The sequence below is a fragment of the Mesobaculum littorinae genome (genome assembly GCF_004011175.1).
GTDB classification, from domain to species: domain Bacteria; phylum Pseudomonadota; class Alphaproteobacteria; order Rhodobacterales; family Rhodobacteraceae; genus Tranquillimonas; species Tranquillimonas littorinae.
Window position 1 is genome coordinate 747,023 of record NZ_RQXX01000002.1, and the last position, 24,538, is coordinate 771,560.

The 24,538-nt window shown below is 67.1% G+C and carries 26 protein-coding genes and 1 tRNA gene; 9 read left to right on the top strand and 18 right to left on the bottom strand.

All coding sequences use genetic code 11. From position 1 onward, the window contains the following. Positions 1-198: 198 nt before the first annotated feature. From infC to cysG, 7 genes are all read right to left on the bottom strand, one after another. Entirely contained in the window at positions 199-711 is a 513-nt protein-coding gene (gene infC / locus EKE94_RS08190; protein WP_328590473.1) for a translation initiation factor IF-3, read from the bottom strand. 150 nt (positions 712-861) lie between these two features. Beyond that, on the bottom strand, positions 862-1,713 hold the full coding sequence (locus EKE94_RS08195; RefSeq protein WP_127906095.1) for a ferredoxin--NADP reductase: 852 nt from the start codon (positions 1,711-1,713) through the stop codon (positions 862-864). 90 nt (positions 1,714-1,803) lie between these two features. Next, on the bottom strand, positions 1,804-2,235 hold the full coding sequence (locus EKE94_RS08200) for a DUF934 domain-containing protein (RefSeq protein WP_127906096.1): 432 nt from the start codon (positions 2,233-2,235) through the stop codon (positions 1,804-1,806). Positions 2,236-2,334: 99 nt separating this feature from the next. Next, the gene (locus tag EKE94_RS08205; RefSeq protein WP_127906097.1) at positions 2,335-3,075 is read right to left on the bottom strand and encodes a phosphoadenylyl-sulfate reductase; all 741 of its coding nucleotides are present in this window, start codon (positions 3,073-3,075) and stop codon (positions 2,335-2,337) included. Beyond that, positions 3,065-4,738 (bottom strand): nitrite/sulfite reductase, encoded by a 1,674-nt coding sequence (locus EKE94_RS08210; RefSeq protein ID WP_127906098.1) that lies wholly within the window; start codon positions 4,736-4,738, stop codon positions 3,065-3,067. The genes EKE94_RS08205 and EKE94_RS08210 overlap by 11 nt, the downstream gene beginning before the upstream one ends. Beyond that, entirely contained in the window at positions 4,731-5,042 is a 312-nt protein-coding gene (locus EKE94_RS08215; RefSeq protein ID WP_127906099.1) for a DUF2849 domain-containing protein, read from the bottom strand. Before EKE94_RS08215 ends, EKE94_RS08210 begins: the two co-directional genes overlap by 8 nt. Beyond that, the gene (cysG, locus tag EKE94_RS08220) at positions 5,039-6,430 is read right to left on the bottom strand and encodes a siroheme synthase CysG (protein ID WP_127906100.1); all 1,392 of its coding nucleotides are present in this window, start codon (positions 6,428-6,430) and stop codon (positions 5,039-5,041) included. Before cysG ends, EKE94_RS08215 begins: the two co-directional genes overlap by 4 nt. Positions 6,431-6,567: 137 nt before the next feature. Here cysG and EKE94_RS08225 point away from each other — a divergent pair, with 137 nt between their 5' ends. After that, complete coding sequence (locus EKE94_RS08225; protein WP_127906101.1) at positions 6,568-7,029, top strand: Lrp/AsnC family transcriptional regulator; 462 nt, start codon at positions 6,568-6,570, stop codon at positions 7,027-7,029. 727 nt (positions 7,030-7,756) lie between these two features. On the opposite strand, the gene EKE94_RS08230 is transcribed toward EKE94_RS08225, so the two are convergent. Genes EKE94_RS08230 through EKE94_RS08270 form a run of 9 tightly spaced genes read right to left on the bottom strand, consistent with a single transcriptional unit; the run spans position 7,757 to position 15,544 of the window. Continuing rightward, entirely contained in the window at positions 7,757-8,260 is a 504-nt protein-coding gene (locus EKE94_RS08230) for a MarR family winged helix-turn-helix transcriptional regulator (RefSeq protein WP_235855938.1), read from the bottom strand. An 18-nt stretch (positions 8,261-8,278) separates the two neighbouring features. After that, positions 8,279-9,484 (bottom strand): NAD(P)/FAD-dependent oxidoreductase, encoded by a 1,206-nt coding sequence (locus tag EKE94_RS08235; protein WP_127906102.1) that lies wholly within the window; start codon positions 9,482-9,484, stop codon positions 8,279-8,281. Continuing rightward, positions 9,484-9,807 (bottom strand): 2Fe-2S iron-sulfur cluster-binding protein, encoded by a 324-nt coding sequence (locus tag EKE94_RS08240; RefSeq protein WP_127906103.1) that lies wholly within the window; start codon positions 9,805-9,807, stop codon positions 9,484-9,486. The genes EKE94_RS08235 and EKE94_RS08240 overlap by 1 nt, the downstream gene beginning before the upstream one ends. 19 nt (positions 9,808-9,826) lie before the next feature. Then, positions 9,827-11,050, bottom strand: coding sequence for a cytochrome P450 (locus EKE94_RS08245; protein ID WP_127906104.1), 1,224 nt, complete (start codon positions 11,048-11,050; stop codon positions 9,827-9,829). Continuing rightward, entirely contained in the window at positions 11,050-11,772 is a 723-nt protein-coding gene (locus EKE94_RS08250; protein WP_127906105.1) for an ABC transporter ATP-binding protein, read from the bottom strand. Before EKE94_RS08250 ends, EKE94_RS08245 begins: the two co-directional genes overlap by 1 nt. Further along, the gene (locus EKE94_RS08255) at positions 11,765-12,514 is read right to left on the bottom strand and encodes an ABC transporter ATP-binding protein (RefSeq protein WP_127906106.1); all 750 of its coding nucleotides are present in this window, start codon (positions 12,512-12,514) and stop codon (positions 11,765-11,767) included. Before EKE94_RS08255 ends, EKE94_RS08250 begins: the two co-directional genes overlap by 8 nt. Next, positions 12,498-13,460 (bottom strand): branched-chain amino acid ABC transporter permease, encoded by a 963-nt coding sequence (locus tag EKE94_RS08260; protein ID WP_127906107.1) that lies wholly within the window; start codon positions 13,458-13,460, stop codon positions 12,498-12,500. Before EKE94_RS08260 ends, EKE94_RS08255 begins: the two co-directional genes overlap by 17 nt. A 1-nt stretch (position 13,461) precedes the next feature. Then, entirely contained in the window at positions 13,462-14,322 is an 861-nt protein-coding gene (locus EKE94_RS08265; RefSeq protein WP_127906108.1) for a branched-chain amino acid ABC transporter permease, read from the bottom strand. 55 nt (positions 14,323-14,377) lie between these two features. Beyond that, positions 14,378-15,544 (bottom strand): ABC transporter substrate-binding protein, encoded by a 1,167-nt coding sequence (locus EKE94_RS08270; protein ID WP_127906109.1) that lies wholly within the window; start codon positions 15,542-15,544, stop codon positions 14,378-14,380. Positions 15,545-15,704: 160 nt separating this feature from the next. Here EKE94_RS08270 and EKE94_RS08275 point away from each other — a divergent pair, with 160 nt between their 5' ends. Beyond that, on the top strand, positions 15,705-16,181 hold the full coding sequence (locus EKE94_RS08275; RefSeq protein WP_127906110.1) for a GFA family protein: 477 nt from the start codon (positions 15,705-15,707) through the stop codon (positions 16,179-16,181). A 229-nt stretch (positions 16,182-16,410) separates the two neighbouring features. Beyond that, positions 16,411-16,650, top strand: a complete 240-nt coding sequence (locus EKE94_RS08280) for a hypothetical protein (protein WP_127906111.1) — start codon at positions 16,411-16,413, stop codon at positions 16,648-16,650. On the opposite strand, the gene EKE94_RS08285 is transcribed toward EKE94_RS08280, so the two are convergent. Further along, positions 16,637-17,929 carry a LacI family DNA-binding transcriptional regulator gene (locus EKE94_RS08285; RefSeq protein ID WP_127906112.1) on the bottom strand — a complete coding sequence of 431 codons (1,293 nt, stop codon included), beginning with the start codon at positions 17,927-17,929 and terminating at the stop codon, positions 16,637-16,639. The genes EKE94_RS08280 and EKE94_RS08285 overlap by 14 nt on opposite strands. Here EKE94_RS08285 and EKE94_RS08290 point away from each other — a divergent pair. The 5 genes from EKE94_RS08290 (at position 17,840) to EKE94_RS08310 (ending at position 22,924) form a co-directional block, all read left to right on the top strand. Next, a complete protein-coding gene (locus EKE94_RS08290) occupies positions 17,840-18,352 on the top strand; it encodes a gluconokinase (protein ID WP_127906113.1) in 513 nt (170 codons plus the stop codon). The two genes, EKE94_RS08285 and EKE94_RS08290, sit on opposite strands and share 90 nt — an antisense overlap. Positions 18,353-18,391: 39 nt before the next feature. Beyond that, positions 18,392-19,372 carry a TRAP transporter substrate-binding protein gene (locus tag EKE94_RS08295; protein ID WP_127906114.1) on the top strand — a complete coding sequence of 327 codons (981 nt, stop codon included), beginning with the start codon at positions 18,392-18,394 and terminating at the stop codon, positions 19,370-19,372. Positions 19,373-19,444: 72 nt separating this feature from the next. Beyond that, the gene (locus tag EKE94_RS08300) at positions 19,445-21,361 is read left to right on the top strand and encodes a TRAP transporter large permease (RefSeq protein ID WP_164870859.1); all 1,917 of its coding nucleotides are present in this window, start codon (positions 19,445-19,447) and stop codon (positions 21,359-21,361) included. A 31-nt stretch (positions 21,362-21,392) separates the two neighbouring features. Next, positions 21,393-22,154 carry an SDR family oxidoreductase gene (locus tag EKE94_RS08305; protein WP_127906116.1) on the top strand — a complete coding sequence of 254 codons (762 nt, stop codon included), beginning with the start codon at positions 21,393-21,395 and terminating at the stop codon, positions 22,152-22,154. Positions 22,155-22,510: 356 nt separating this feature from the next. Further along, the gene (locus EKE94_RS08310) at positions 22,511-22,924 is read left to right on the top strand and encodes a hypothetical protein (protein ID WP_127906117.1); all 414 of its coding nucleotides are present in this window, start codon (positions 22,511-22,513) and stop codon (positions 22,922-22,924) included. On the opposite strand, the gene EKE94_RS08315 is transcribed toward EKE94_RS08310, so the two are convergent. After that, a tRNA-Glu gene (locus EKE94_RS08315) sits at positions 22,912-22,986 on the bottom strand. The two genes, EKE94_RS08310 and EKE94_RS08315, sit on opposite strands and share 13 nt — an antisense overlap. 340 nt (positions 22,987-23,326) lie before the next feature. Here EKE94_RS08315 and EKE94_RS08320 point away from each other — a divergent pair. Then, entirely contained in the window at positions 23,327-24,484 is a 1,158-nt protein-coding gene (locus EKE94_RS08320) for an MFS transporter (protein WP_127906118.1), read from the top strand. Positions 24,485-24,538 lie beyond the last annotated feature (54 nt).

The window sequence follows — 24,538 nt, forward strand, 5'->3', positions numbered from 1 at the left end:
CGGGGCGCCATGATAGAAGTGCCCGGCGGTAATGCCCTTTCGTGACGCAGGCCCTTGCGCACTAAGGAGCCATTCGCCCGACAATCGTACAAGCACGACCCGCACAAACGAAAAGACCTGCCGCGGGGCGGCAGGTCCGGTCGTCTGCGGTTCTGCAGGGCGCGATGGGCGATCCCCGCGGTCCCGATATCGGCCCCGTCAGCGTGTGGGGCCGATCATCATCACCATCTGGCGGCCTTCCATCTTCGGCATGTTCTCGACCTTGCCGATCTCCTTCACGTCGTCCGCCACGCGTTCCAGCAGTTCGCGACCGAGGTTCTGGTGCGCCATCTCGCGGCCACGGAAGCGCAGGGTCACCTTAACCTTGTCCCCTTTTTCAAGGAACTTGACCACGTTGCGCATTTTGACGTCGTAGTCGTGGGTGTCGGTGTTGGGCCGGAACTTGACTTCCTTGACCTCGATGATCTTCTGCTTCTTCCGCGCTTCGCTTTCCCGCTTCTGCGTTTCGTACTTGAACTTGCCGAAGTCCATGATCTTGCAAACCGGGGGCGACGCGTTGGGCGAGATCTCGACCAGGTCGAGCCCGACCTGCTGGGCGAGGTCCAGTGCACGCTGCGGCGTGACGACGCCGACGTTTTCGCCCTCGGGGCCGATCAGACGAATTTCTGTTGCCCGGATGCGATCGTTGACGCGAGGTCCGGTGTCGCGCACCGGCGGGGCGTTGTGGGGTCTGCGAGCGATGGGTGTATTCCTTTTCTAGCAACCTTGTGACCAGTAAAATAGCTTTCGCACCGCCCCGGTTCAACTGGCATTCGCCAGAACCGGGGCGGTTTGCGGGAAAATCCGCCTGCGGGCCCCGGTTTAGCCCACGAAAGCCTTTTCGACGACGTATTCCTTGGGATCGCTGTTGGCGCCTTCGCGCAGGCCGAAATCTTCCAGCAGGCCCTTGATCTCGACATTGAAATCGAGCGAGCCGCAGACCATGGCACGGTCGGTTTCGGGGGCGATACGGTCGATCCCGAGGTCGGCGAACACGGTGCCGTCCTTCAGCAGGCCGGTAATCCGGCCCATCTTGGGGCTCTGTTCGCGCGTCGTGGTGGGATAGTAGACGAGCTTGTCCAGCCCGTCGCCGATCAGTTCGCGCAGCATCTCGTCCGAGCGGACCTCCTCGACAAGCTGTCGGCCGTATTCCAGGTCGGCCACCTCGCGGCAGGTGTGGGTCAGGATGACCTGGTCGTAGTCCTCGAAGGTTTGCGGATCGCGGATCAGCGACGCGAAGGGCGCAAGCCCCGTGCCGGTCGAGAAGAACCACAGCCGCTTGCCGGGCAGAAGCGCGTCATGCACCAGCGTGCCCACCGGCTTGGGCCGCAGGATGATCTGGTCGCCCGGCTGGATGTGCTGCAGGCGCGAGGTCAGCGGCCCGTCCTGCACCTTGATCGAGTAGAACTCGAGCTCTTCGTCCCAGGACGGCGAGGCGATGGAATAGGCCCGCAGCAGCGGTTTCTGCCGCCCGGTCGCCGGGTCGGGGTCGCCCATCAGGCCGATCATCACGAATTCGCCGGAGCGGAAGCGCAGGCTGGCGGGGCGTGTGACCTTGAAGGAAAACAGCCGGTCGGTCCAGTGCCGGACCTCGGTCACGGTCTGGGCGTCGGGCAGGGTCTTCTGGGCGGGGGCTTTGGTGTCGAGCTGGGGCATGGCGGTCTGCTGGTTCATGGCGCATCTCGGACCGCGGCGGCCGGTCCGTCCTCTTCAATCCTATCGGTATGACGTGTTCTGTGCCCTGCGGCGCGCAGCCGCAAGGGCTCAGGCGCGCAGGCGGGCCTGATAGTTATGAGACCTCCAGTCGGCGCGGCGCAGCCACTGGTCCTGCGGCTGCCGGGCGGCAAGGTCGTCCGCGATCTCGATCTCGTCGAACCCTGCGCGCCGCGCCATGGCATACTGATCGGCGATCACGTGCCCCCGGGCGCGCAGGCGGCCCGCGAAGCCCATCAGCCGCAAGCGCCGCGCGATGGTGAAGCCGCGACCGTCGGCAGAGCTGGGGAAATCGACGCGGATCATCCCGATCGCGTCCAGCCTGTCGGCCAGCGCCGCGGGATCGGTGTCCGAGGGCAGGTCGAGCGCCAGGTCGGGCGCCGGATCGGGCCGGCCTTCCGAGGCGCCCAGCGTCTCGAGGTCGGTGAACCCGCCCTCCCAGGTTTCGGGGCCGAAGCCCGTGTCGGTGACGATGACGCTCATTTCCGCGTCCTCCTTTGGGTGTCGGGGCAGGGCCGGCCTGCCGTCATGTCGGGGGCACTTGCGTGCGTCGGTACGTTCGGGCGGCGGGCGAGCAGGGGTTCAGGCCGCCGATCCGCGCACCATGCGGCCGTTGACGAAGTGGATGCCGCATTCTTCCTTTTCGCTGTCGCGCCAGCGGCCGGCCCGCTCATCCTCGCCCGCCGCCACGCGGCTGGTGCAGGGGGCGCAGCCGATAGAGGGGTAGCCCTTCGCGACCAGCGGATGCCGGGGCAGGCGGTTGTTCACCATGTACTCCTGCACGTCCTCCTTGGCCCAGTGCGCCAGCGGATTGACCTTGAGCCGCCCGTCGGTGCCCGCCTCGAAGAAGTCGAGCGTCGCGCGGGTGGCGCCCTGGAACCGCTTGCGGCCGGTAATCCAGCCGTCAAAGCCCGACAGCGCGCGCTCCAGCGGCACGGTCTTGCGCAGGGTGCAGCAGGCGTCCGGCAGCGTCTGGTGCAGCGTATTGTCGGGGTCCTGCGCGGCCAGCTCGGCCGGGTCGGGGCGGATGACGCGCAGGTCGGTCAGGCGCAGCTTTTCGGCGACTTCTGCCTGGTACTTCAACGTTTCCTCGAACAGCATCTGCGTGTCGAGGAAGATCACCGGCACCGTGCGGTCGACGACCGACAGCATGTGCAACAGCACGACCGATTCCGCCCCGAAGGACGACACCAGCGCGATGTCGCCCGCCTGCGGGTCGGCCAGCGCATGGCCAAGCACCGCCGTTGCGCCGTGATGGGCGTAGCGGCGGTTGAGGTCGGCGGCACGCTCGTCGAGCGTGCCCAGTGCTGGATCAAGCGGCATTGGCCTTCTCCTGCGCCTCGGGGTAGAGCGCCGCCTTGAAGGGCGCCATGCCGAGCCGCTTGTAGGTCTGCAGGAAGGGCTCGTCCGCGCCCTCGCGATGCTCCAGATAGGCGCCGACGATGCGTTCGACGGCCGGAACGATGTCGTCCGCCGAGAAACCCGGGCCGGTGCGCGTGCCGATGGCCGCGTCCTCGGTCCCGTCGCCGCCCAGCGTGATCTGGTAGTTCTCGACGCCCGCGCGATCGAGGCCAAGGATGCCGATATGGCCCACGTGGTGGTGCCCGCAGGCATTGATGCAGCCCGAGATCTTGATCTTCAGCTGGCCGATGTCGTGCTCCAGCTTCAGCTCGTCGAAGCGCGTCGCGATCTCCTGCGCGATGGGGATCGACCGGGCGGTCGCCAGGGCGCAGTAATCCATCCCGGGGCAGGCGATGATGTCCGAGATCAGGCCGATATTCGCGGTGGCGAGCCCGGCCTCCTTCAACCCGGCATGGACCGCCGGCAGGTCGGCGCGGGCGACATGCGGCAGGATCACGTTCTGCTCGTGGCTGATGCGCAGCTCGCCATAGGCATAGCGTTCGGCGAGGTCGGCCATCGCGCGCATCTGCGCGGCGGTGGCGTCGCCGGGCGTCGCACCATGCGCCTTGAGCGAGATCGACACGATGGCATGGTCGTCCCGCTTGTGATTGGCGAGGTTCGTGTCGGCCCAGGCGCGGAACACCGGGTCGTCCGCCCGCGCGGCGACAAAGGGCGCCTCGTCCGCGTCGCGGAAGACGGGCGGCGCAAAGGCGTCCTGGATCTCGGCAAAGATCTGGCGGTCGCCGCCGCCGAAGGTCGGGCGCAGCAGGGCAAAGCGATCTTCGATCATCGCGCGGATCTCGTCGATGCCGGTCTCGTGCACGGTGATCTTGATGCGCGCCTTGTACTTGTTGTCGCGCCGGCCAAGCAGGTTGTAGACGCTGACGATCGCCTCGCAATAGGGCAGCAGGTCGGCCTCGGGCAGGAAGTCGCGGACCACCTTGCCGATCATCGGGGTCCGGCCAAGGCCACCGCCGATCAGGATACGGTAGCCGCGCTCGCCCTTGTCGTTCTCAACGATCTGGATGCCGATGTCATGGGCACGGATCACCGCGCGGTCATGTTCGGCGCCGGTGACGGCGATCTTGAACTTGCGGGGCAGGAACTGAAACTCGGGGTGGTCGGTCGACCATTGCCGCAGCAGTTCGGCCACCGGGCGGGGATCGGCGATCTCGTCCTTCGCGGCACCGGCAAAGTGGTCGGCGGTCACGTTGCGGATCGTGTTGCCCGAGGTCTGGATGCAGTGCATCTCGACATCCGCCAGCGCGCCCAGCATCGCGGGCACGTCGGTCAGCTGCGGCCAGTTGAACTGGATGTTCTGGCGCGTGGTGAAATGGCCATAGCCCTTGTCCCAGCGTTCGGCGATCATCGCCAGCTGGCGCATCTGGTCCGGGTTCAGCGTGCCGTAGGGAATCGCCACCCGCAGCATGTAGGCGTGCAGTTGCAGGTAGAGCCCGTTCATCAGGCGCAGCGGCTTGAATTCGTCCTCGGTCAGGGAGCCGTCGATGCGACGCTCGACCTGCTCGGTGAACTGGGCGACGCGTTCGCGCACGAAGGCTTCGTCGAAGTCGTTGTACTTATACATGGGCATCCTCCCCGGCCTGCTTGCCGAGCGGGTAGTTCGAAGGCCCGCGGGTGCGAAAGTCCTCGCGGAAATGGGTGGGTTCCGGACCGTCGGGACCGGCCTTGGCATCGGCGAGGTAGGCACCGACGACGCGCCCGGGCTGGCCCGTGGCCAGCGCCAGCCGCGCCTTGGCGTGTTCCTCGTCTTCCAGCAGCTCGGCCCGGGTCATGTCGCGGACCCAGCTGTCATCGGCGGCCAGCCAGACGGCGTCGCCTTCGAGCAGCGCGTTGGCCGTGACGACCTTCGGGGTGAAGCGGCGGCTCATCGGGCGGCCTCCATCAGATCTTGCGTGTGCAGGACCTCGGCTGCGGCGCGGGGGGCCAGGCCGAGGAAGGTGAGCGCCGGACCGGAAAGCGCCGCGCGGCTGAGCGCGGGTTCCAGGTCGGCCAGCGTGGTGGTCAGCACCCGCTGATCGGGGCGCGAGGCGTTTTCGACCACCGTGACGGGCGTTGACGCATCGGCGCCGTGCATCATCAGGCGGCCCTGCAGGAACCGCGCGGCGCGCTTGCCCATGTAGATCGCGGCGACGGCGCCGGGCGCGGCCAGCGCACGCCAGTCGTGGTCGGCAAATCCCGCGACGTCGTGGCCGGTCAGGAACCGCACCTCGGAGTTGCGGCCGCGCTTGGTCAGGCTTTGCCCGATGCCGGCGACGGCGGCCGAGGCGGCGGTGATGCCGGGCACGACCGTATACCCCACGCCCGCGGCTTCGCAGGCTTCGATCTCCTCGTCGAGGCGGCCAAAGACGGTGGGGTCGCCGGATTTCAGCCGCACCACCTGATGCCCCTCGCGGGCATGCTCCACGATCATCGCGTCGATGTCGCACTGCGCGACCGAGGGGCCGAAGCCCTCTTTCCCGGCGGCGACGAGCACCGCCTCGCGCCGGGCGAGTTCCAGGATCTCGGGCGTCACCAGCCGGTCGTGGATCACCACGTCGGCCTCGTGCAGCAGGCGCCGCGCCTTCATCGTCAGAAGCTCGGGGTCGCCGGGGCCTGCGCCGACGAAGGACACGTGGCCCGCCCGCGCCTCGGCCGCCAGGTGACGGTCGAGCAGGGTGTCGAGCGCGGCGCGCGCCGCCTCGGGCGTGTCGGGCCGGGGACCCGCACCGAAATAGTAATCGGACCAGAAATCGCGACGTGGGCGTCCGAAGGGCAGGCGGTCGGCCAGTGGGCGGAAGGCCTTGCCCACGCGCGCCAGCATCCCGAGGCTTGCGGGAAGCCGCTCTTCCAGATCACGCTTGATCGCGCGGGCCAGCACGGGGGCGGCGCCCTCGGTCCCGATCGCCACGGTCACCGGATCGCGGTCGACGATGGCGGGGGTGATGAACCGGCTGTCTTCGAGGTTGTCGACGATGTTGACCAGTGCGCCCTCGGCCTCGGCCAGCGCGGCGGTGCGGGCGTCTTCGCCCTCATCCTCGTCGGCGGCGTAGAACAGCACGGCATCGCCCACGTCGCCCGCCCGCAGGGCGCGGCGCGTCAGGTGCAGCCGGCCAGCCCCGGCCCATGCGACGATCTCCTCCGCCGGCTCGGTCGCGAAGACCTCGATCCGGGCTTCGGATTTCATCAGCAGGCGCAGTTTCGCCAGCGCGGCCTCGCCGCCGCCCGAAAGGACGATGCGACGGCCCTCGACGGCCAGAAAGATCGGAAAATGCTTCATGCGTCTCATTCCCGGTTGCTGGCCCTGATGTAGGACATTATTCCTGTTTTGCGCCAGTCAGGCGCGATGAAAAGGACATGCGTTCCAGTGCGCTTACTCAGGCGAACGATTGGACCGGTAATGCGGGAGTGGGGCGAATGACTGTCCGGGTGGACGAGACGGACCGGAAAATCCTCAAGGCGCTGCAGGAGGATGCAGCCCGGTCGCTGGACGAAATCGCGCGCGCGGTGGGCTCATCTAAGACGCCGGTGTGGAATCGCATCCGCAAGCTGCGCGAGGCGGGCGTGATCGGCCGCCAGACGGTCGAACTGGATGCCGAGGCGCTGGGGTTCGAGGCCTGCTTTTTCGTGCTGATCCGCACCAGCGAACATGATGCCGTCTGGCAGGGCCGGTTCCTCGAGGCTCTCCGCGCCCGGCCAGAGGTGCAGGAAGCGCACCGGCTGGCCGGAGATATCGACTACATCCTGAAGGTGCGCGTTCCCAACGCCCGCGCCTACGACGCCTTTTACCAGGCGCTCATCTCGGAGGTGAAGATCCACAACGTCACCGCGCTTCTGTCGATGGAAGAGCTGAAGTCGACGAAGATGCTGCCCCTGTGACCCCGCCCGCCCCGGCGCGGGGCGGTCTGCGCAGGCGCCGGGACATCCGCGCGCGGACCCGCATCCCCGTGGCGACGGACGCCCCGATCCCCGTCAGGGCCGCCGGGCAGGTGCACATCGCGCCCGTTGGGCCAGGCAAGTGGCCGTGCTTTTTATAAGGGAGTGGCAAGGTGGTAGCCCGCGGGGGCTCCGACCTTTCCGAGGCATTTCTCCTCGTCCGTTGCGGTGGCCAAGCGCCTGGCGAGGGGAAGAGCGGCGGGCTGGAGCGGCCAGAGCCCAACTGCGCCGTGTCGGCCGAGGACGAGGGCGAAACTGCGCGGACATGTCCGGCGTCGAGCGTCCAGCGAGGGTCGCGTATCCCTGGGATCTCCGCCTCGATGTCCTCAATGGGAAAGAGCCGCGGTTTGGGCGCACGCCCCACAGGCGCTGGAGGACGCCGTCGGCCAGAGCGCGCCGGCTGCGAGGATCGACCGGAAGCGGATTGGCGAGCGCATGACCGTGGCCGATAGCCCGGAGAAACTTCGGGCGGATTTGTCAGCCGTATGTCACGGAAACCAACCCGGAACCTGCTTTTCCCGAAGGGATACGAGTCTGCCGGCTTCGTGACCGGCAGCCGTTCCTATCGGCCAGGCAACGCGGCGTGGCGGCTTCCTCCGAAGGTCCGCTCTCCCCCATGGAAGGTCCTGCGGCAATCGTGACAACGGCCTCGGTCGCCCGCCCGTTCCGGTCAGTCGGGGTCTATATTCTGCAGCATGCGCTTCAGGATCGAGAGGAACACCCTCAGCTCGTCAGGTGGAATCTCCGACGTCAAAATGCCTTCGTGTCCGAGTGCGATATCGAGGATGCGACGATGCAGCTCCTGACCTTCTTCCGACAGCCACCAACGCCGCTTGCGCGGGTCGCCCCGCTCGGCCTCGAACCGTAACAGCCCCCGTCCTTCCAGCGTCGAGAGCGCCCGGCTGGCCGCAGACTTGTCCATGCGGATCACGCGGCAGATGCCATTCTGCGTGATGCCGGGCTCGATGTTGACCATCGAGAGAACCCGCCACTCGGTGATCCCCAGCCCGAAATGATGCCGGTAGTCCGCCGATGTGCGTCGCTGCCAGGCGTTGCTGAGCGCATTGAGGAGGAACGGCACGTAACCGTTGAGGTCGAGAACCTCCTCTCCCTCCCGCGACCGGGTCGGCGCTGGACGCTTTGATGGCGCGAGGTTCCTGGCCATCTTGGCCATGTCGTATTGCTCCGTCGATCACAGGGCGAGAAGGTCGTAACCTACGCTGGCCAGCCGGTCGCGGACAAGCCCGGCGCCCGGATCGGTCAGGGCCGCAGCCATCAGCCGCCGGGATTTCATGTGGGTTTTTGCATCATTGACCGTTTCGACGGCGCTCAGAACCTCGCCGTCGAACCGCAGGATCGCGCCATTCTCTGTCCGGACGCTGTCGTCCTGTGGTCGCCCAAACCCGGTGATCTGAAGTTTCCAGTCGGCTTGGTCCGACCAGAACCAGGGCACGGCCGCGTAGGGGTCCTCTGTCCCATGGACCAGCCGGCGTGCGACGGCGCGGGCATGGTCCGTCGCGGCCTGCACGCTTTCCAGCCGCACCATGCGCCCGGTGCGCGGGTCGGGAAAGGCGGCGCAATCCCCCAGTGCGGAGATCGCGGGATCCGCGGTCAGGAGCGTCGCGTCCACGACGATCCCGTTGTCACAGGCGAGCCCAGCCTCCCGCGCCAGATCGTCGTTGGGACGGACACCGGCGGCCAGAAGCACGAGGTCCGCAGGCATCTCCGTGCCGTCATCGAAGGCGATGCCGCCTGATGAGACCGAGGTAACCGTCCGGCCCAACGCCAGCTCGGTGCCGATCTCGCAGTGCTTGTCGGCGAAGCGCGCCGACATCTCGGGCGACACCACGCGCGCCATCAGCCGGTCGGACGCCTCGGCCACGATGACGCGTCGGCCGAGCCCCCGCGCAACGGCCGCGAACTCGAGCCCGATGAAGCCGCCGCCGATCACCGCGCAGCGTTCCGCATCCTCCATCGCGACCCGAAGCCGCTGTGCGTCCACGAGCGTCCGCAGGTCGAGCGCCCGATCGAGCCCCTCGATGGTCGGGCGCAGGTTCGACGTTCCAGTGGCCAGGATCAGGTGATCATAGGGGATTTCCGACCCGCCGGCCTGCACGCGCTGCGCGTCGCGGTCGATCGACGTGACCCGGGTCCCCGGTCGAAGCGTCACGTCGTTCTTCTCGAAGAAGGCGGCGGGCCGCAGGTTCAGCGCCTCGGCGTCGCCCGACTTGAGATAGGCCTTCGACAGGGGCGGGCGCTGGTAGGGCAGGCCCTCCTCTGCGCCGATCAGGAGGATCTCGCCCTCGAACTTCTCCTGCCGCAGGCTGGCGGCGGCCTGGAACCCGCCCTGTCCGGCCCCGACAATGACGACGCGGGCGGGCGGGGGTCCCCATGCCATCAGACCTGCTCCTCTGGCAGGCGCACGCGGAGCCCGTCGAGCTCAGGCGTCAGCTTGATCTGGCAGGAGAGGCGCGAGAACTCGTCGACGGGGCTGGCGGCGCTTTCCAGCATGTCCTCCTCGCCGTCCTTCCTGGCGCCGGTCCGGTCCGTCCAGTCGGGATCCACATGGCAATGGCAGGTGGCGCACATCATCGAGCCGCCGCACTCTGCGACGATGCCGTCCACGCCCTGTGCCAGGGCTGTCGACATGACGCTGTCGCCCTCGCGACCCTCGACCGTCTCCTCAGAGCCGTCGGGATGGATGTAAGTAACCTTGATCACTGGTCGTCTTCCTCGATTGCTATTTCGCGATCAGCCGCAGCGGCAGCCGGTCGAGCGCGTGGACGGCATTGTTGGGTCGCCAGATCGCGTCGCCGGCGGGCTCGATCCGGTCGACCCGCTCGATCATGGCGCCGAGGAGCGCCTCGAGCTCGGCGCGCGCGATGTTCTGGCCGACGCAGCCGTGGATGCCCGCCCCGAAGGCCAGATGCCCCATCGGTTTGCGGTCGATCCGGAAGGCCTCCGGGTCGTCCCACTTGTCGGGGTCCATATTGGCCGAGCCGAGGGCGCAGAGCACCTTGGCCCCTTCCTCGATGGGGTGGCCGGCCACCTCGGTGTCGCGGTCCGCGGTGCGGCAGAATGTATGGACCGGGGAGGTCAGGCGCAGGACCTCTTCGAAGGCGGGCCGGATGAGCTTCGGGTCGGCCTTCAGCGCCTCCCACTGGTCGGGGTTCCGCGAGAAGCACCAGAGCGCGTTGCCGATCCCGGTGACGGTGGTGTCGACCCCGGCCGACAGGAACGAGCGCACCAGCATGGCCGCTTCGCCCGCCTCGATCTCACCCTCATCGGCCGCGGCGTAGATCATGCCGCCAAGGCCGTCTTCGGTCAGCCTGTCCCGGGCGCAGGCCGCGTTGATCCAGGCCGCGACCTCGGGCGCGCGTTCCATCGCCGCCCGCCGGATAGCGTTGTCCGGCCCGAGCGCGTTGAAGACGATGGCCCCGTAGTCGACCAGGTGCCGCTTGTGCACGTCGGTCATGCCGACGGCGCGGGGAAAGACGGAGACGGGGAAGGCCTCGGCCACGTCGGACACGCCCTCGACCTCACCCCGCTCCAGAAGCGCGTCGACCAGTGTATCCGCCGCCGCGCGGAACTGCTCGCCCAGCCCCTTGGCGACCTTGGGCGACAGCGCGCGCGACATCACCTTGCGGGTCCTGGTGTGGGCGGGCGGATCGACCTCGAGGATGATCGAAGGCGGCCGCCACGGATCGCCCAGCTTGAAGTCGTTCAGCCCGACGCCGCGCGACGACACGAAGACCTCGTGGTCCGAAAAGGTCGTCTTCGTCACCTCGTAGCGGCCGACCGCGAAGGCGCTCCATTTCGGGATGTAGACGATCTCGCCCCGCTCGCGCAGCTCGGCCCACCACGGATAGGGATCGGCCAGCACCGCGGGGTCGTAGGGGTCAGTGTCCCAGACCGGAATGCTCTGGTCCGGGGTGACGGGACGGTGTCCTTCGATAAGGGTCATCACGCATCTCCTTTCGGGGTTTGGCCGACGCCGACATGGCGGTGCAGAAGGTCGGGCCGGTCGGCCAGTTCGGCGGCAGGTCCGCTGTGGACGATGGCGCCGTTCGACATCAAAATCGCCCGGTCCGCGAACGCGAGCGCCGCGCGGGCATGCTGCTCGACAAGGACGACGGACCGGGTTCCGTCCTTCGCCAGGTCCTCGAAGCTTTGCATCAGCATCGCGCAGATCACCGGGGCGAGGCCTTCGAGCGGTTCATCGAGCAGAATCACGTCGGGCCGCGTCATCAGCGTGCGGGCGATGGCCAGCATCTGCTGTTCGCCACCAGACAGCTGGACGCCACCGTTGCGCCGCCGCTCCTTCAGGCGCGGGAAGAGGGCGTATGCCTCCTCGAGCGTGGCATCGCCGCGCTGCGCGGCGATCAGGTTCTCCTCGACGCTGAGCGATGGAAAGATGTCGCGCGTCTGCGGCACCAGGCCGAGACCGAGCGCGTTTCGCCGGAAGGGCGCCAGGCGGGCGATGCCTCGCCCGCGCAACTCGATTTTCCCCGCGTGGAGCGTCGAGAGCCCCATGATCGTCGCCAGCAATGTCGTCTTGCCCGCGCCGTTGCGCCCGATCACGGCAAGCCGTTCGCCGCGGCCGAGATCGAGGTCGATGTCGCGCAGGACATGCGTGGGACCATACCCCGCCGTGACACCCCTGAGGCTCAGAACCGGATCAGCCATCCTCGCCTCCCAGGTACAGCCGGCGCACCTCGGGGTCCGCCGCGATCGTGTCGGGCGTGCCTTCGGTCAGGATGCGCCCGTTCACCAGAACGACGATCGAGGCCGCGACCCGGAACACGAGTTCCATGTCGTGCTCGATGATCAGCACGGCCAAGTCGCCCGGTAGGGCTTCGATCGCGTCGGTGATCAGGTGGGTCTCCGACGACGGGACGCCGGCGGCGGGCTCATCGAGGATCAGCACCCGCGGTCTCAGCGCCAGCGTCAGCGCCATCTCCACAAGCCGTTGCTGGCCGTAGGCCAGATCCGACACCGGGCGGTCGGCGAGCGGCTCGAGGTCGAACTGACGGATAAGAGCGTCCACCTCTGCCTCGACCTCCGGGTCGCCCTGGGCGGGGCGGAACATGCGCATGCAGCGTCCCTCCCGCTCGAGCACCGGAAGGCGCAGGTTCTCACGCACCGTGAGGCGGGTGAACAGGTTGGTGATCTGGAATGTCTTGGCGATCCCAAGGCTGACGCGCTGCCGCTCGCTCAGGCGGCCGATGTCGCGGCCGTCGAAACGGATCGTCCCGGCGCTCGGGCGCAGGATGCCGGTGACGAGGTTCGCGAAAGTGCTTTTTCCCGCCCCGTTCGGCCCGATCAGCGCCGTGCGCGCGCCGGGGGCGAGATCGAGATCGATGCCCTCGGCGACGACGAGGCCGCCGAACCGCTTCGATAGTCCACGCACTTCAAGTCCGGTCGGCATCGCGACCTCCCTTGTCCACGATCAGGCCGGTCAGCGCACGGGGCAGGGCGATCAGGCCCGCCGGCAGGAAGAACACCACCGCCAGCACCAGCGCGCCGATGACGAAGAGCCAGTTGAACGGATCATTGGCTGCGGCGATGTGCTCGACCGTCATGAAGAGCGTCGTCCCGATCACCGCCCCGGTCAGCCGCCCGGTACCGCCTAGGATCAGCATGATCACCGCCTCGGCCGACAGCGCGAAGGCGAAGACCTCGAGGCTGACGAGCTGGGTGATCTGTGCCGCGAGAGCTCCGGCGATCCCGGCGACGGCGCCGCCGATGACGTAGGCGGTGATCTGACGCCAGTAGACCGAGGCGCCGATGGCCGTCATCCGTGCCGGGCTTTCGTGGATGCCCCGAAGCGACAGGCCGAAGGGCGAGCGGACTATGACAGCGAGCAGCACGAAGACTGCGACCGCGACAGCGAGCGCATACCAGTAGCCCGTCCGCCCGATGAAATCGAACTCGAAGAGACCGAGGACGGGATCGACGCGGATGCCGCGCAACCCGTCCGCGCCGCCGGTCAGCCCGCGCGCACGGTTGGCCAGCTCGTGCAGGATCGCGGCCACGGCGATCGTCAGCATGATCAGGGTCAGCCCGCGCGCCCGCATCACGACGAGACCCGAGAGTGCGGCGATCGCCGCGCCGGCGAGGGCGCCCACCGCGAGGCCCGCAAGCGGGTCGCCCCAGACGTGGATCGAGAAGAGCCCCGCGGCGTAGGCGCCGCTGCCGTACATCGCTGCCTGCCCGAGCGTGGGGATGCCGGCGTAGCCGAGCACGAGGTCGATCGACAGCACGAAGACGATCATGATGACGATCCGCGTCAGGAAGGCGAGATCGTAGGGAAAGACGAAGAAGGCCGCGACGGCCGCCAGAAGGCAGGCGAGGGGAAGGATCAGGTTGCGCATCTCAGACCCTCCCCATCAGGCCCTGCGGCCGAGCCGCGAGAAGCGCGATGACGATGCCGTAGAAGGCGAGGGTGGCGAGGTCGGGGACGAGGTAGCGGGCCGCCGTTTCGATCACGCCAAGCCCGAGGGCGGCCGCGAAGGAGCCGGCTATCGAGCCCATGCCGCCTACCGCGACGACGATCAGGAACAGCACCATGTACCGAAGGGGGTAGTAGGCGTCGATCGGCAGAAGCTCGGCCCCGAAGATGCCACCGAGTGCCGCCAACGCGGCACCGAGAGCGAAGGTCACCATGTAGATCAGGCCGGTGTCGATCCCGTGCGCCGACGCGGTCGCGCGGTTGTCGACGGCCGCCCGCAGACGGATGCCGAAGCGCGTGCGCTCGAGCAGGAGCCAGAGCCCGGCGATCACCGCGAGCCCGAGGGCGATGACCGCCAGCCGGTGCGCGGGCAGGGTGCGGAAGCCGAGATCGACCGGCGCGCGGAGCGCGGGCGGCAGGTCGATCGCCAGAAGCGTCGAGCCCTGCCAGAGGTTGACGCTCGCGATCATGAGGAAGGTCAGTCCGATGGTCGCCAGCACCTGCTGCAATTCCCCGAACCCGTAGATCCGGCGATAGAGCACACGCTCGAGCGGCAGCGCGATGGCGACGGTCCCGGCGATGGCGAGGGTCGCCGCGATCCAGAACGGCAGGCCGACCTCGCGGCCCAGCCAGTGGGCGAGCGCGCCGCCGATCAGGGCGAACCCTCCGTGGGCGAGGTTGATGACGCGCATCAGGCCCATGGTCACCGACAGGCCGACGGCGATCATGAAGAGGATCATGCCGTAGGCAACGCCGTCGACGGCGATGTTCAGAAAAAGATCCATGTCCGCTCCGGATTGGCGGGTGGTCGAGCCGGCGGGCGGCCGGCCCGACAGGGGGTCAGCGGTCCCAGCCCAGGTCGCCGACGGTGGCGATCATGCCCTTCTCGGCGTTCTCGAGCATGCCGGTCTCGGCGTTGCGCTCGACCTCGCGGATATAGACGTTCTGCACGACCGTCCGTGTCTCCGGGTCCATCGTCAGCGGCCCGCGCGGGCTTTCCCATTCCAGCCCCAGCGCGGATTCGACCGCCGCCGGCCCGTCGCTGCCCGCAGCTTCGACCATGTGATAGATCAGGTGCACGCCGTCATAGGCGCCCACCATGGCCCAGTTGGCCACCGCGTCGGGGTGATCCTCGCGCAGCGCCGCCAGGAATTCGCGGTTGGCATCGGTATCGTGCGCCTCGGAATAGTGATAGGCCGTGGTCAGCCCGATCGCCTGATCGCCCAGGGCCTGGAGGTTCGACTCCTCGGTCTCGGCGGTGCCGAGAAAGCGGATGCCGGCGTCGCGCAGGCCGTTCTCGTTATAGGTCTTGGTATAGGTGAAGGTCGGGGGACCGCCCGGCAGGAAGGCGAAGACGGCATCAGGCGCGGCGTCGCGCACGCTTTGCAGAAACGGCGTGAAATCGGTCGTCGACAGCGGCATGCGGATGCTGTCCATCACCTCGCCGCCCTTCTCCTCAAAAGCCGCGCGAAAGGCGTTCTCGGCGTCGATACCGGGGCCGTAATCGGCGACCGTGGTGATCGCGGTGCGGATGCCCTGATCATAGGCCCAGTCGGCCAGCGGCTCGGACACCTGCCAAAGCGTGTAGCTGGTGCGCAGGAAGAACTCGCTCTCGCGGTTGATGGACGAGGTCGCGGCGTTGAAGATCACTGTCGGCGTCTGCGACTGTTCGATCAAGGGGGCGACGGCCAGCGCGTTCGGCGTGAAGGTGAAGCCGGCCAGGTAGTCGACCTTTTCACGGATCAGAAGCTCCTGCGCCAAGGCCCGCGCCTGGTCCGGGTTCGGCCCGCCGACATCCTTGAAGACGAACTCGATCTCGTGCTCGCCCACGCTGGTGCCGTGCTGAGCCTGGTAGGTCTCGATAGCTTGCTGGTACTGCGTTCCATAAAGCGCGAACGGCCCCGAGAAGGGCGCGATCACGCCCACACGGATCGTGTCGGCATGCGCCGTCGAGAACGCAAGTGCAGAGACCGCAGCGCCGAGCGCCAGGGTGCCTTTGATCTTCATGTGATCCTCCCTTGGAAGACGACCCCTCCCCGGGTCGCCAGTTGAATCATCAACTCATGGCAGTATTCGCATCAAGACTTGATATGTCAACTCATCTTCCTCCATTCTGGTTGGTGGGCACGCAGCCCCGGTTTTCGGGGCGGTGCCGGAGGAGGAGATCATGTCGGATATCCACGAAGGACGATGCCTTTGCGGCGAGCTCAGCTACAGCGTCACCGGTGAACCCGCGCGGGTGATCGTGTGCCACTGCCGCTTCTGCCAACGTGCGACGGGGTCGACCGGAATGGTCGACGCGATCTTCCCTGAGGCGACTTTCGTTCAGCGGACCGGCACGCCGCTCGTACACCGGCACCTGTCCCAGGGCAGTGGCAAAGAGGTGCGGGTCCACTTCTGCGGCAGGTGCGGCGGGCGCACGCATTTGACCTTTGACGCCATTCCGGGCGTCGTCGGCATCTATGCCGGCACGTTCGACGACCCACACTGGTTCGACCGCTCCGGGGCGCCGCACATCTTCGCGGACGAGGCCCCGCCTGGAACGTTTTTTCCTGCGGATACTGATATCTTCCCGAAGGGTCTTCGAGAGAGCGATGGAAGTCCGGCAACCGCACAGCGCTATGCGGCCCCGGTCCGGTCGTGACGACGTAGCAGGCGTGCAAGGAGCATTGGTCAACGTCCCGATTTCTCAACAGCGCGCGTGCCTTAGGTCTGCCAAGGCTCGGCATGATCCGCGTCGGGAAGCCGGTCCTTCAGGTTCACCCCCTCGTCGAAAAGCACGACGAGATGGCGTGCGGAGCTGCCGCGAAAAGTGTCCGGTCCTCGCGCTGCCCTAAGCTGACGCGCAGCCCGACTGGGTACGGGGCAGGGGCATGGCGCTCGGCATCGTCGTAAAGCTCCTCCTCGACCTGGAGGACAATCCCGGCGCGGCGGCGCGACTCAGCCGGATGCGGCAGGGGGTCCTGATCGGCACGCGCTACACCGCGCGCCTCTCGCTCGCCGAGATCCGCCTCGCGATCCTCGTCCGGCGGGGCCGATCGGGCGACCCGAGGATGCCCTTCAAGTCGGAGATGATTGACACCTTATCAGAGTGGTGCGTCACGACTCCTTGACGGCAATCTCCTCTCGTGTCGTGCCCCGCCAGGCGACCTCGAAGCCGATATCTTCGCATCCACCGCCAGCGACGCGACCCGCGTCTTTCAGTTCGATCAGGCGATCGACCGCAAGCCATCCCATCCTGTACCGGTCGATGCTAACGGTGCTGATTGGTGGGTTCATTTCCTGGAGAAGATCCATGCCGTTGAACCCGCAGATCCCGAAGGTGTCCGGCACCCTGATACCGCGGCGCTGGCATTCGAGCGCGGCGCCGAGCGCGATGTCGTCGTTGTTGGTGAAGACCGCGTCGGTCTCAGGGTGACGCGCGAGGAGGTCCGTCAGGAGGTCCGCTCCAATCCGCGCCGATGAAGGCTGGAGCGAGGTCGAAACGCGGTCGGCCTCCCCGACGTCTGCCACGGCGCGGCGATATCCTTCCATGCGCTTCTGCGAGCGTCTGTCCATTCGGGCGCCGAGAAATCCGACATGTCGATACCCTTGCCGATGCAGTCCCGAGACGGCTTCAGTCGCAGCCCGTTCGTGGTTGAGCCCGACCGCGAGGTCGATGACGTCGATGTCGATGTCCATGATCTGGACGACCCGGCACGCGGCCTCGCGCAGAAGATCGGCCGACGCCATCGTCTGCTCGCCCCCCGCCACGATAAGCCCCGTCGGGTTCTGCTGAAGAAAGACCCTGATCAGCTTTTCTTCCTCAAAAGGGCTGTAGCGATGGTTGCCGATCTGAAGGGTATGCGGCGTCCCGCTCACCCGGTCGAAGGCGCCATTGACCACGTCGAGATAGACGTTGTTGCTGAGCGACGGCAGCAAAAGACCGATGACGTCCGTGCGACGGGAGGCGAGGGCGGAGGCCGCGAGGTTCGGCACGTAGCCAAGACGCGTCACGGCCGTCATGACGCGTTCGCGAACGTCGTCGGACACGAGATCGGGGTGCCTGAAACAACGCGATACCGTGATCGCGCTAACACCCGATTCGCGCGCAACATCCTTGAGAGTTGGCGCTTTTGAATTTTTCTTTCCAGATTTATCATTGTCTTGTCTTCGCATCCTGCAACAATATCCATCTCTGGTTGTAAATGACAGCGCAATCATACACGCTGGGACGAAATCGAGTTTGAAATCAGCTTTCGCTCGAACGTCGAAACGATCTCGGGAGACGAGGCTCTGCAACAGCATAATGCGATCCTCGTCATGGGGCCGAGCGGTGCCGGAAAGAGCACGTTCGCTTCGGGTCTGGCGGTGGCGCTTGGCGCCCTCTTCATCGAGGGCGACGATCACCATCCTCCGGCAAATCGCGCTTCCATGGTCGCAGGGCGCCCTCTTGATGACGAGATGCGCAAGCCCTGGCTCGCGGCACTGGGCGCGGAAGTTCGATCGGCCCGGAGGGACAGGGACGTGGTGTTCGCCTGTTCCGCTCTGAAGCGGGCCTACCGTCGGATTTTGCATGATGCGGCGGGCCCGTTCGAGACCGTCTTCCTGACGTGTCCGACGACCGTGATCGCGGAGCGGATGACGAGGCGAGAGCACTTCATGCCGCCCGGCCTGCTTGAAAGCCAGATCGCGGCGCTCGAGCCGCCGACAGCGGACGAGGGGGCCCTGACGTTCGACGTCTCAGGCCCCAGGGAGGAAATCCTTTCGCGGATCGTCGCGGAGGTAGGGCAGCGCCTCGACGCAGGCTGCCTTCAGAAAACCCGGACGTCCTGACGACGTACCGGGGCCAAGCCAAGTTCCAGGGAGGAACACATGAAGACGACATCCATCGCCCTTACGGGTGCTATCCTCGTTGCCGCCGGCGCTGCCGGTGCGCAGGACTACACCGCGCGGCTTTCGCTCGACGTGCCTGAGGACAATCCGAAATACGCAGCCGCCGAGATCTTCGCCGACGCGGTCTCCGAAAAGACCGACGGCGCGGTCGAGATCCAGCTCTTCGCCAACTCGCTCCTCGGCGGCGAGGTGGAATCGGCCGAAGGCATCCGTCTCGGTTCGATCCAGGCCGGCATCATCACCTCGTCGGTGCTTGCCCAGTGGGTCCCCGAGGTTCAGGTCCTCGATCTGCCGTTCATCTTCAACAGCGACGAACACGCCATCGCGATGAACGAGCCGCTGACCGAAGCGCTTCAGGACGACTTCGCCGAAGCGGGCTTTCACCTTCTCGGCTTCACACCGAACGGTGCCCGCGCCGTGATCAGCAAGGAAGAAGTGCGCGTGCCCGCCGACGTCGAGGGCAAGAAGATGCGCGTCATCCAGAACGACCTGCACGTCGATCTCTGGGAGACGGCAGGCGCCAGCCCGACGCCGATCCCGCACCCCGAGATCTACAACTCGATGCAGACCGGCGTCGTTGACCTCTTCGACAACACCGCGTCGAACTACTACTCCGAGAGCTGGTACGAGGTCGCGCCCTACTACACCGAGCTGAACCACATCTACGCCATCGGCAGCTGGGTGTTCTCGGAAAGCTGGTGGCAGAACCTGCCGGAAGAGCACCGCGCGGCCATCGAGGAAGCGGCCGCCGAGGCGCAGTCGCAGCAGCCCGAGCTTCAGGCCAAGCAGGACGAGGAATCGCTCGCCCGGACCGAGGAAGCCGGCTCGACCATCATCACCGACGTGGACCGCGAGGCCTGGATCGAGGTGATGCAGCCGGTGCGTGACGAGTACGCCGAAAGCATCCCCGGCGCCGAAGAGCTGCTCGGCATCATCGCCGACGCCGACCCGGACGCCTGAGGCACGGGACGGCACGCGGACCGGGGGCGCACGCCCCCGGTCTTCGTCATGCGACAAGGGGGGAGGAGCGAGATGGCAGAGGAAAGCGGACAGGGGGAATTCCCCGAATCCGGGGGCGAGGCGCATGTCGATCCGCGCACCGGGCCGGCCTGGCTGGCCGCCCTCGGACGGCTGCACTTCGGTCTCGACTGGATCACGTCGACGGCCGTTTTCGTTATCCTTTGTGTCATGTCGCTGGTCGTCCTGACCGGGGTGATCACGCGCTATGTCTTCAACGACGCGCTGTCGTGGAGCGAGGAGTTCGCGCTCTGGTCCTTCACCTGGATCATCTTCCTCGGCGCCGCGGTCGGGATCGGACGGATCGGCCACGTCTCGATGTCGCTGCTCGCCGAGATGACGGAGGGAAGGACGCGCCATGCGCTCGACCTCCTGCGCGACGCGGCGATCTTTCTCAGCCTGATCGCCTTCGCGACGAAGGGCATGGTTCTCGTCGAAACCGTGGGCGGCACCAGTCCCAGCCTGCATTGGCCCAACCCGTTGCGATACTCCGTGATCCCGGCCTCCGGCGTGATCGGGGCGCTGCTGCTTCTGACGAACGACACGGAAGATGTCCGCGTCTTCATGCGCCGCATGGCTGCGCTGATCCTGGCGGGCATCACCTATGTCATCCTTGAAGCGGTCGCACCGCTGCCGGTGATCTCGGGGTGGTCGCAGAGCTCGGTCATGCTCGGGGCCTTCTTCGTGCTCATGCTGATCGGCACGCCGATCTCGTTCTGCCTGATCGGCAGCGTCCTTTTCACGACATGGACCGGCGGCCTTCTTCCCGCCCAGGCCGTGCTGCAGAATGCCGTGGCGGGGGCGGGCAAGTTCATCCTGCTTGCGATCCCCTTCTTCCTCTCGGCGGGATACCTTCTGAACCTCGGTGGGCTCTCGACGCGACTGATCGACTTTGCTGGCAGCCTCGTCGGGCACTTCCGGGGCGGGCTCGCGCACGTCAACGTTCTCAACAGTCTCATGCTGGGTGGTGTCTCGGGCTCGACCAGCGCCGACGCGGCGACGACGACGAAGATCATCGTGCCCGAGATGGTCAAACGCGGCTACTCGCCCGCCTTCTCTTGCGCGATCACCGCGGCCTCGGCTCTCCTGCCGAACGTGGTGCCCCCGGCGATCGCGATGCTGGTCTTCGCCTCCGTGGTCGACGTTTCGATCGCGCGGCTCTTTATCGGCGGCGTGGTGCCGGGACTTCTGCTCGCAGCCGCGCTTATGATCACCTCGTACATCATCGCTCGCGTGCGGGGGTATGAGGCCGCATCCAAGCGGGCCCCGGCATCGAAGATCTGGTCGAGCTTCCTCAGGGCGTTCCCGGTTCTGCTCGTCGTGGTGGTTGTCCTCGGCGGCATCCGCTTCGGTGTGACGACCGCGACGGAGGCGGGCGTGATGACGCTCTTCTACGTCTTCCTCCTCGGGAAATTCGTTTTCCGGGAATACTCGTGGAAGAGCTTCTTTCACAACTTCCGGGAATGCGGCGTGGAGGGAGCGACCGTGACCTTTCTGATCGCGGCCTCGGCCCCCTTCGCGTGGGTGCTTATCGCCGACCGGGTGCCGCAGGACCTCGTCGCGTGGCTGAGCGAGGGCGTCGAAGGGCGGATGGTGATCTTCCTTCTGATGACTGCTTTCCTCCTCGTCATCGGCATGTTCCTCGATCTCACGCCCGCAATGCTGATCACCGCGCCGCTCTTCATGCCGGTACTGTCGAGCTTCGGGGTCGACCCCGTCCAGGCCGGGATCGTGATGATCATCGCGCTGCAGCTCGGCGGGGTGACGCCGCCCGTCGGCATCCTCGTCTTCGTCTCTGCCCAGGTCGCCAGGGTCGAACCCGGGCCGATCTTCCGGGCGGCGATCCCGTTTATCATCGCCACCCTCGTGGTGATCCTGCTTCTGGAAGCGTTCCCGGTCCTGACGACGGGCCTCTGGGACCTCCTCGGCTGATCCCGCGATCCATCTGAAAGGACCCATCCACATGTCACCTCTCTTCGACCTCGCCGGCAAGCGCGCCCTCGTCACCGGATCGAGCCAGGGGATCGGCCTCGCGCTCGCCCGCGGCCTCGCCGAGCACGGCGCGCGCGTGATCCTGAACGGACGCACCGAGAGCAAGCTCGAGGCCGCCGCCGGTGATCTCCGGCGAGACGGCCTCGAGGTCGAGACCGCGTCGTTCGACGTGACCGACCCCGAGGCGGTCCGCGCAGCGGTGGCCGGGCTGGAGGAGGCCGGTCCAATCGACATCCTCGTCAACAACGCCGGCATGCAGTTCCGCACGCCGCTCGAGGACTTTCCCGACGAGGAGTGGTCGCGCCTGATGCGGACGAACGTCGACAGCCTGTTCTATGTCGGCAAGGCCGTGGCGAAGGGCATGATCGCACGGGGCACGGGCCGGATCGTCAACATTGCCTCGGTCCAGGCCGAACTCGCGCGTCCGGGCATCGCGCCCTACACCACGACCAAGGGCGCCGTGCGCAACCTCACGCGCGGCATGTCGACGGACTGGGCGCAGCACGGCCTCAGGGTCAACGCGCTTGCGCCGGGTTACTTCAAGACGCCCCTGAACCAGGCGCTCGTCGACGATCCGTCCTTCACGGATTGGCTCGAAAAGCGCACGCCGGCCGGGCGGTGGGGTAATGTTGAGGAGCTCGTGGGCGCGGCCGTCTTCCTGTCGAGCGAGGCCGCGTCCTTCGTGACGGGTCAGACGATCTTCGTCGACGGCGGCATGACCACCAGCATCTGAGAGGCGACGGCCTGCCGGTGCGCAACGGGCCTCGTCGGACGCTTTCGAAATCGTGCCTCGAAGCTCGTCGGTATCAGACCGGCAGTGCCGCGGGGTGGGCAGGACCGAGCGCCTGGCCTTTCAGCCACGTCTGGGAACTCGATGCCGCCTTGCAGGTGGGGGAGGGCTTCGGCCGTTAGACCGGGCTGCCCTCGCCCTCTCCGCCCACCGGACGAGATCCTTCCGCAGACCCGAAGTCCCTCGGCATCGGTCTGCGTATCCATTCCATCCAAGCCGTTCGGATCGAAACGTCAGCCGCGCGAGATCACTGCCGTCCTCGATTTCACCCCCTGGACGCATTCCGCCCTGACGCTTTCTTGTTCAGCTCGAAGGGCGAGCCGTTCGCGTCGAAGAACAGCCTCGGGTACAGGATCGCGAAATGGTGCGTCCAGGCGGGCCTGTCGAAACAGGTGGAGGTCGTCAGCAAGAAGACGGGAACCACGACGAAAAAGCGACGCTTCACGCGGTCGCAGGGTGGCGTGCGGAAGGCCACGGCGCACGAGCGTGCGGAGGCAGGGGCGAACGTCTACGGGATCGCGGCCCGGCTGTCGCACTCCGACTTCAAGTCGTCGGCGCCGTATGTCCGCTATATCGACCGCAAGTGCCTGGCGAAGGTCAGCCTTGACCGTGTCGAGGAGGCCAAGCTGGTGCAAGCTGTCCCAAAGAACCCGGAAAGTCGGGCGCCCGTAGTTCGGAAGCAAGGGTATTCGGGGAAAAGTGGTAGCCCGTAGGGGAATCGAACCCCTCTTTCCAGGTTGAAAACCTGGCGTCCTAACCGATAGACGAACGGGCCAGCCTTGGTGCGTGTCAGTGTCACGCTGCTTGCGTGGGGGCGTATCTAGAAAAACCATCAGGCGGGCGCAAGCGCTATTTTCACGTTTTTTCGTCCCGGGCCGGGTGCCCCGACGTCGCCGGGCCACTGCCGTGCCACGACCGCCATCCCGCAGCCACCATCCTGCAGCCACCGTCCCGCTGCCACCATTCCGCTGCCACCGTCCCTTGGCCCCCGCCCCGAAACCTCCGTCCCGTCCCGGCGTCCGCCCCCTGCGCAGACCCCCGCCGAATACCGGCCCTTCGCCATTTCTGCGCAAAGGGGGCTTTCCCCCCGCGGCGCGTCGGTGTTCAAAAGCCCCATGACACCACCCTCTCGCACCGACTGGCGGCTCGTGATCCTGCTGTGGCTTGCCGGACTTCTGGCCGCCGGGCAATTCGGCAAGGTCTCCCTGACGCTGACCGAACTGGGTGCACTTTATCCCGCGGCCGGGCTGGCGCTGCCATTCGCCGTCTCGGTGGTCGGGCTGGTGGGCATCGTGCTGGGCGCGGTCTCGGGCGGGCTGGTGGCGCGCGCGGGGCTGCGGCGGTCGGTGCTGGCGGCGCTGGTCGCAGGCGGGCTGCTGTCGCTGATCCAGGCCGCGGGGCTGCCGCTGTGGCTCCTGCTTCTGACCCGCGCGGCCGAGGGGATGTCGCACCTGGCGCTTGTCGTCGCGGCGCCGTCGCTGATGATTGAGGCGTCGCGCCCGCGCGATCACCCGGTCGTCATGGGGCTTTGGGGCACGTTCTTCGGGGTGGCCTTTGCGCTGATCACCGTGATCCTGCCGCCGCTTCTAGCGCGGGGCGGCCTGCCGCTGGTCTTTGCCGTGCACGGGGGCGCGATGCTGGCGGCGGCCGTGCTGCTGCTGCCGGTCCTGCCGGCACGGCGGGTGCGCGAGACGGGCGAATTCGAACTGGGGCGGGAACTGCGCGAGATCTATGCCGACCCGCGCGCGATGGCGCCGGGCCTGATCTTCCTCTGGCACACGCTGACCTACGTGGCGCTGCTGACATTCCTTCCCGACCGGCTGGGGGTGGCGGGGCTGGCCGTGGCGCTGCCTCTGGTGGCCCTCGCGGCGACGATGGGGGCCGGGGTCGCGGCAAAGCGGATAGCGCCGCTGTGGCTGGCGGTCGCGGGCTTTGCCGCGACGCTGGGGCTGGCGGCGGCAATGCTGGTGCTGCCCGACCTGCGCGGGCCTCTTGCCCCGGCGTTGTTCGTCGCCATCGGCGTGGTGCCGGGGGCGAGCTTTGCCGCGATCCCGTGGTTCAACACCGATCTGTCCGGGCGGGCCCGGGCCAATGGCGCGCTGGCGCAGATGGGCAATGTCGGCACCTTCTGCGGCACGCCGCTGTTCGCGCTGGCGCTGTCGGCGGGCGGGACGGCAGGTCTCTTTGCGCTGACGGGTCTTCTGGCCGCCGGCGGTCTGGCCATTGTGGCCGCTTTGCGCCTGCGACTCGGACGAATTCGCGCGCCACTTTAACTCGTTCGCCAAACGTTCCAATTTTGGGTTGGAGACTCGGCGCAAGGCGCCTAT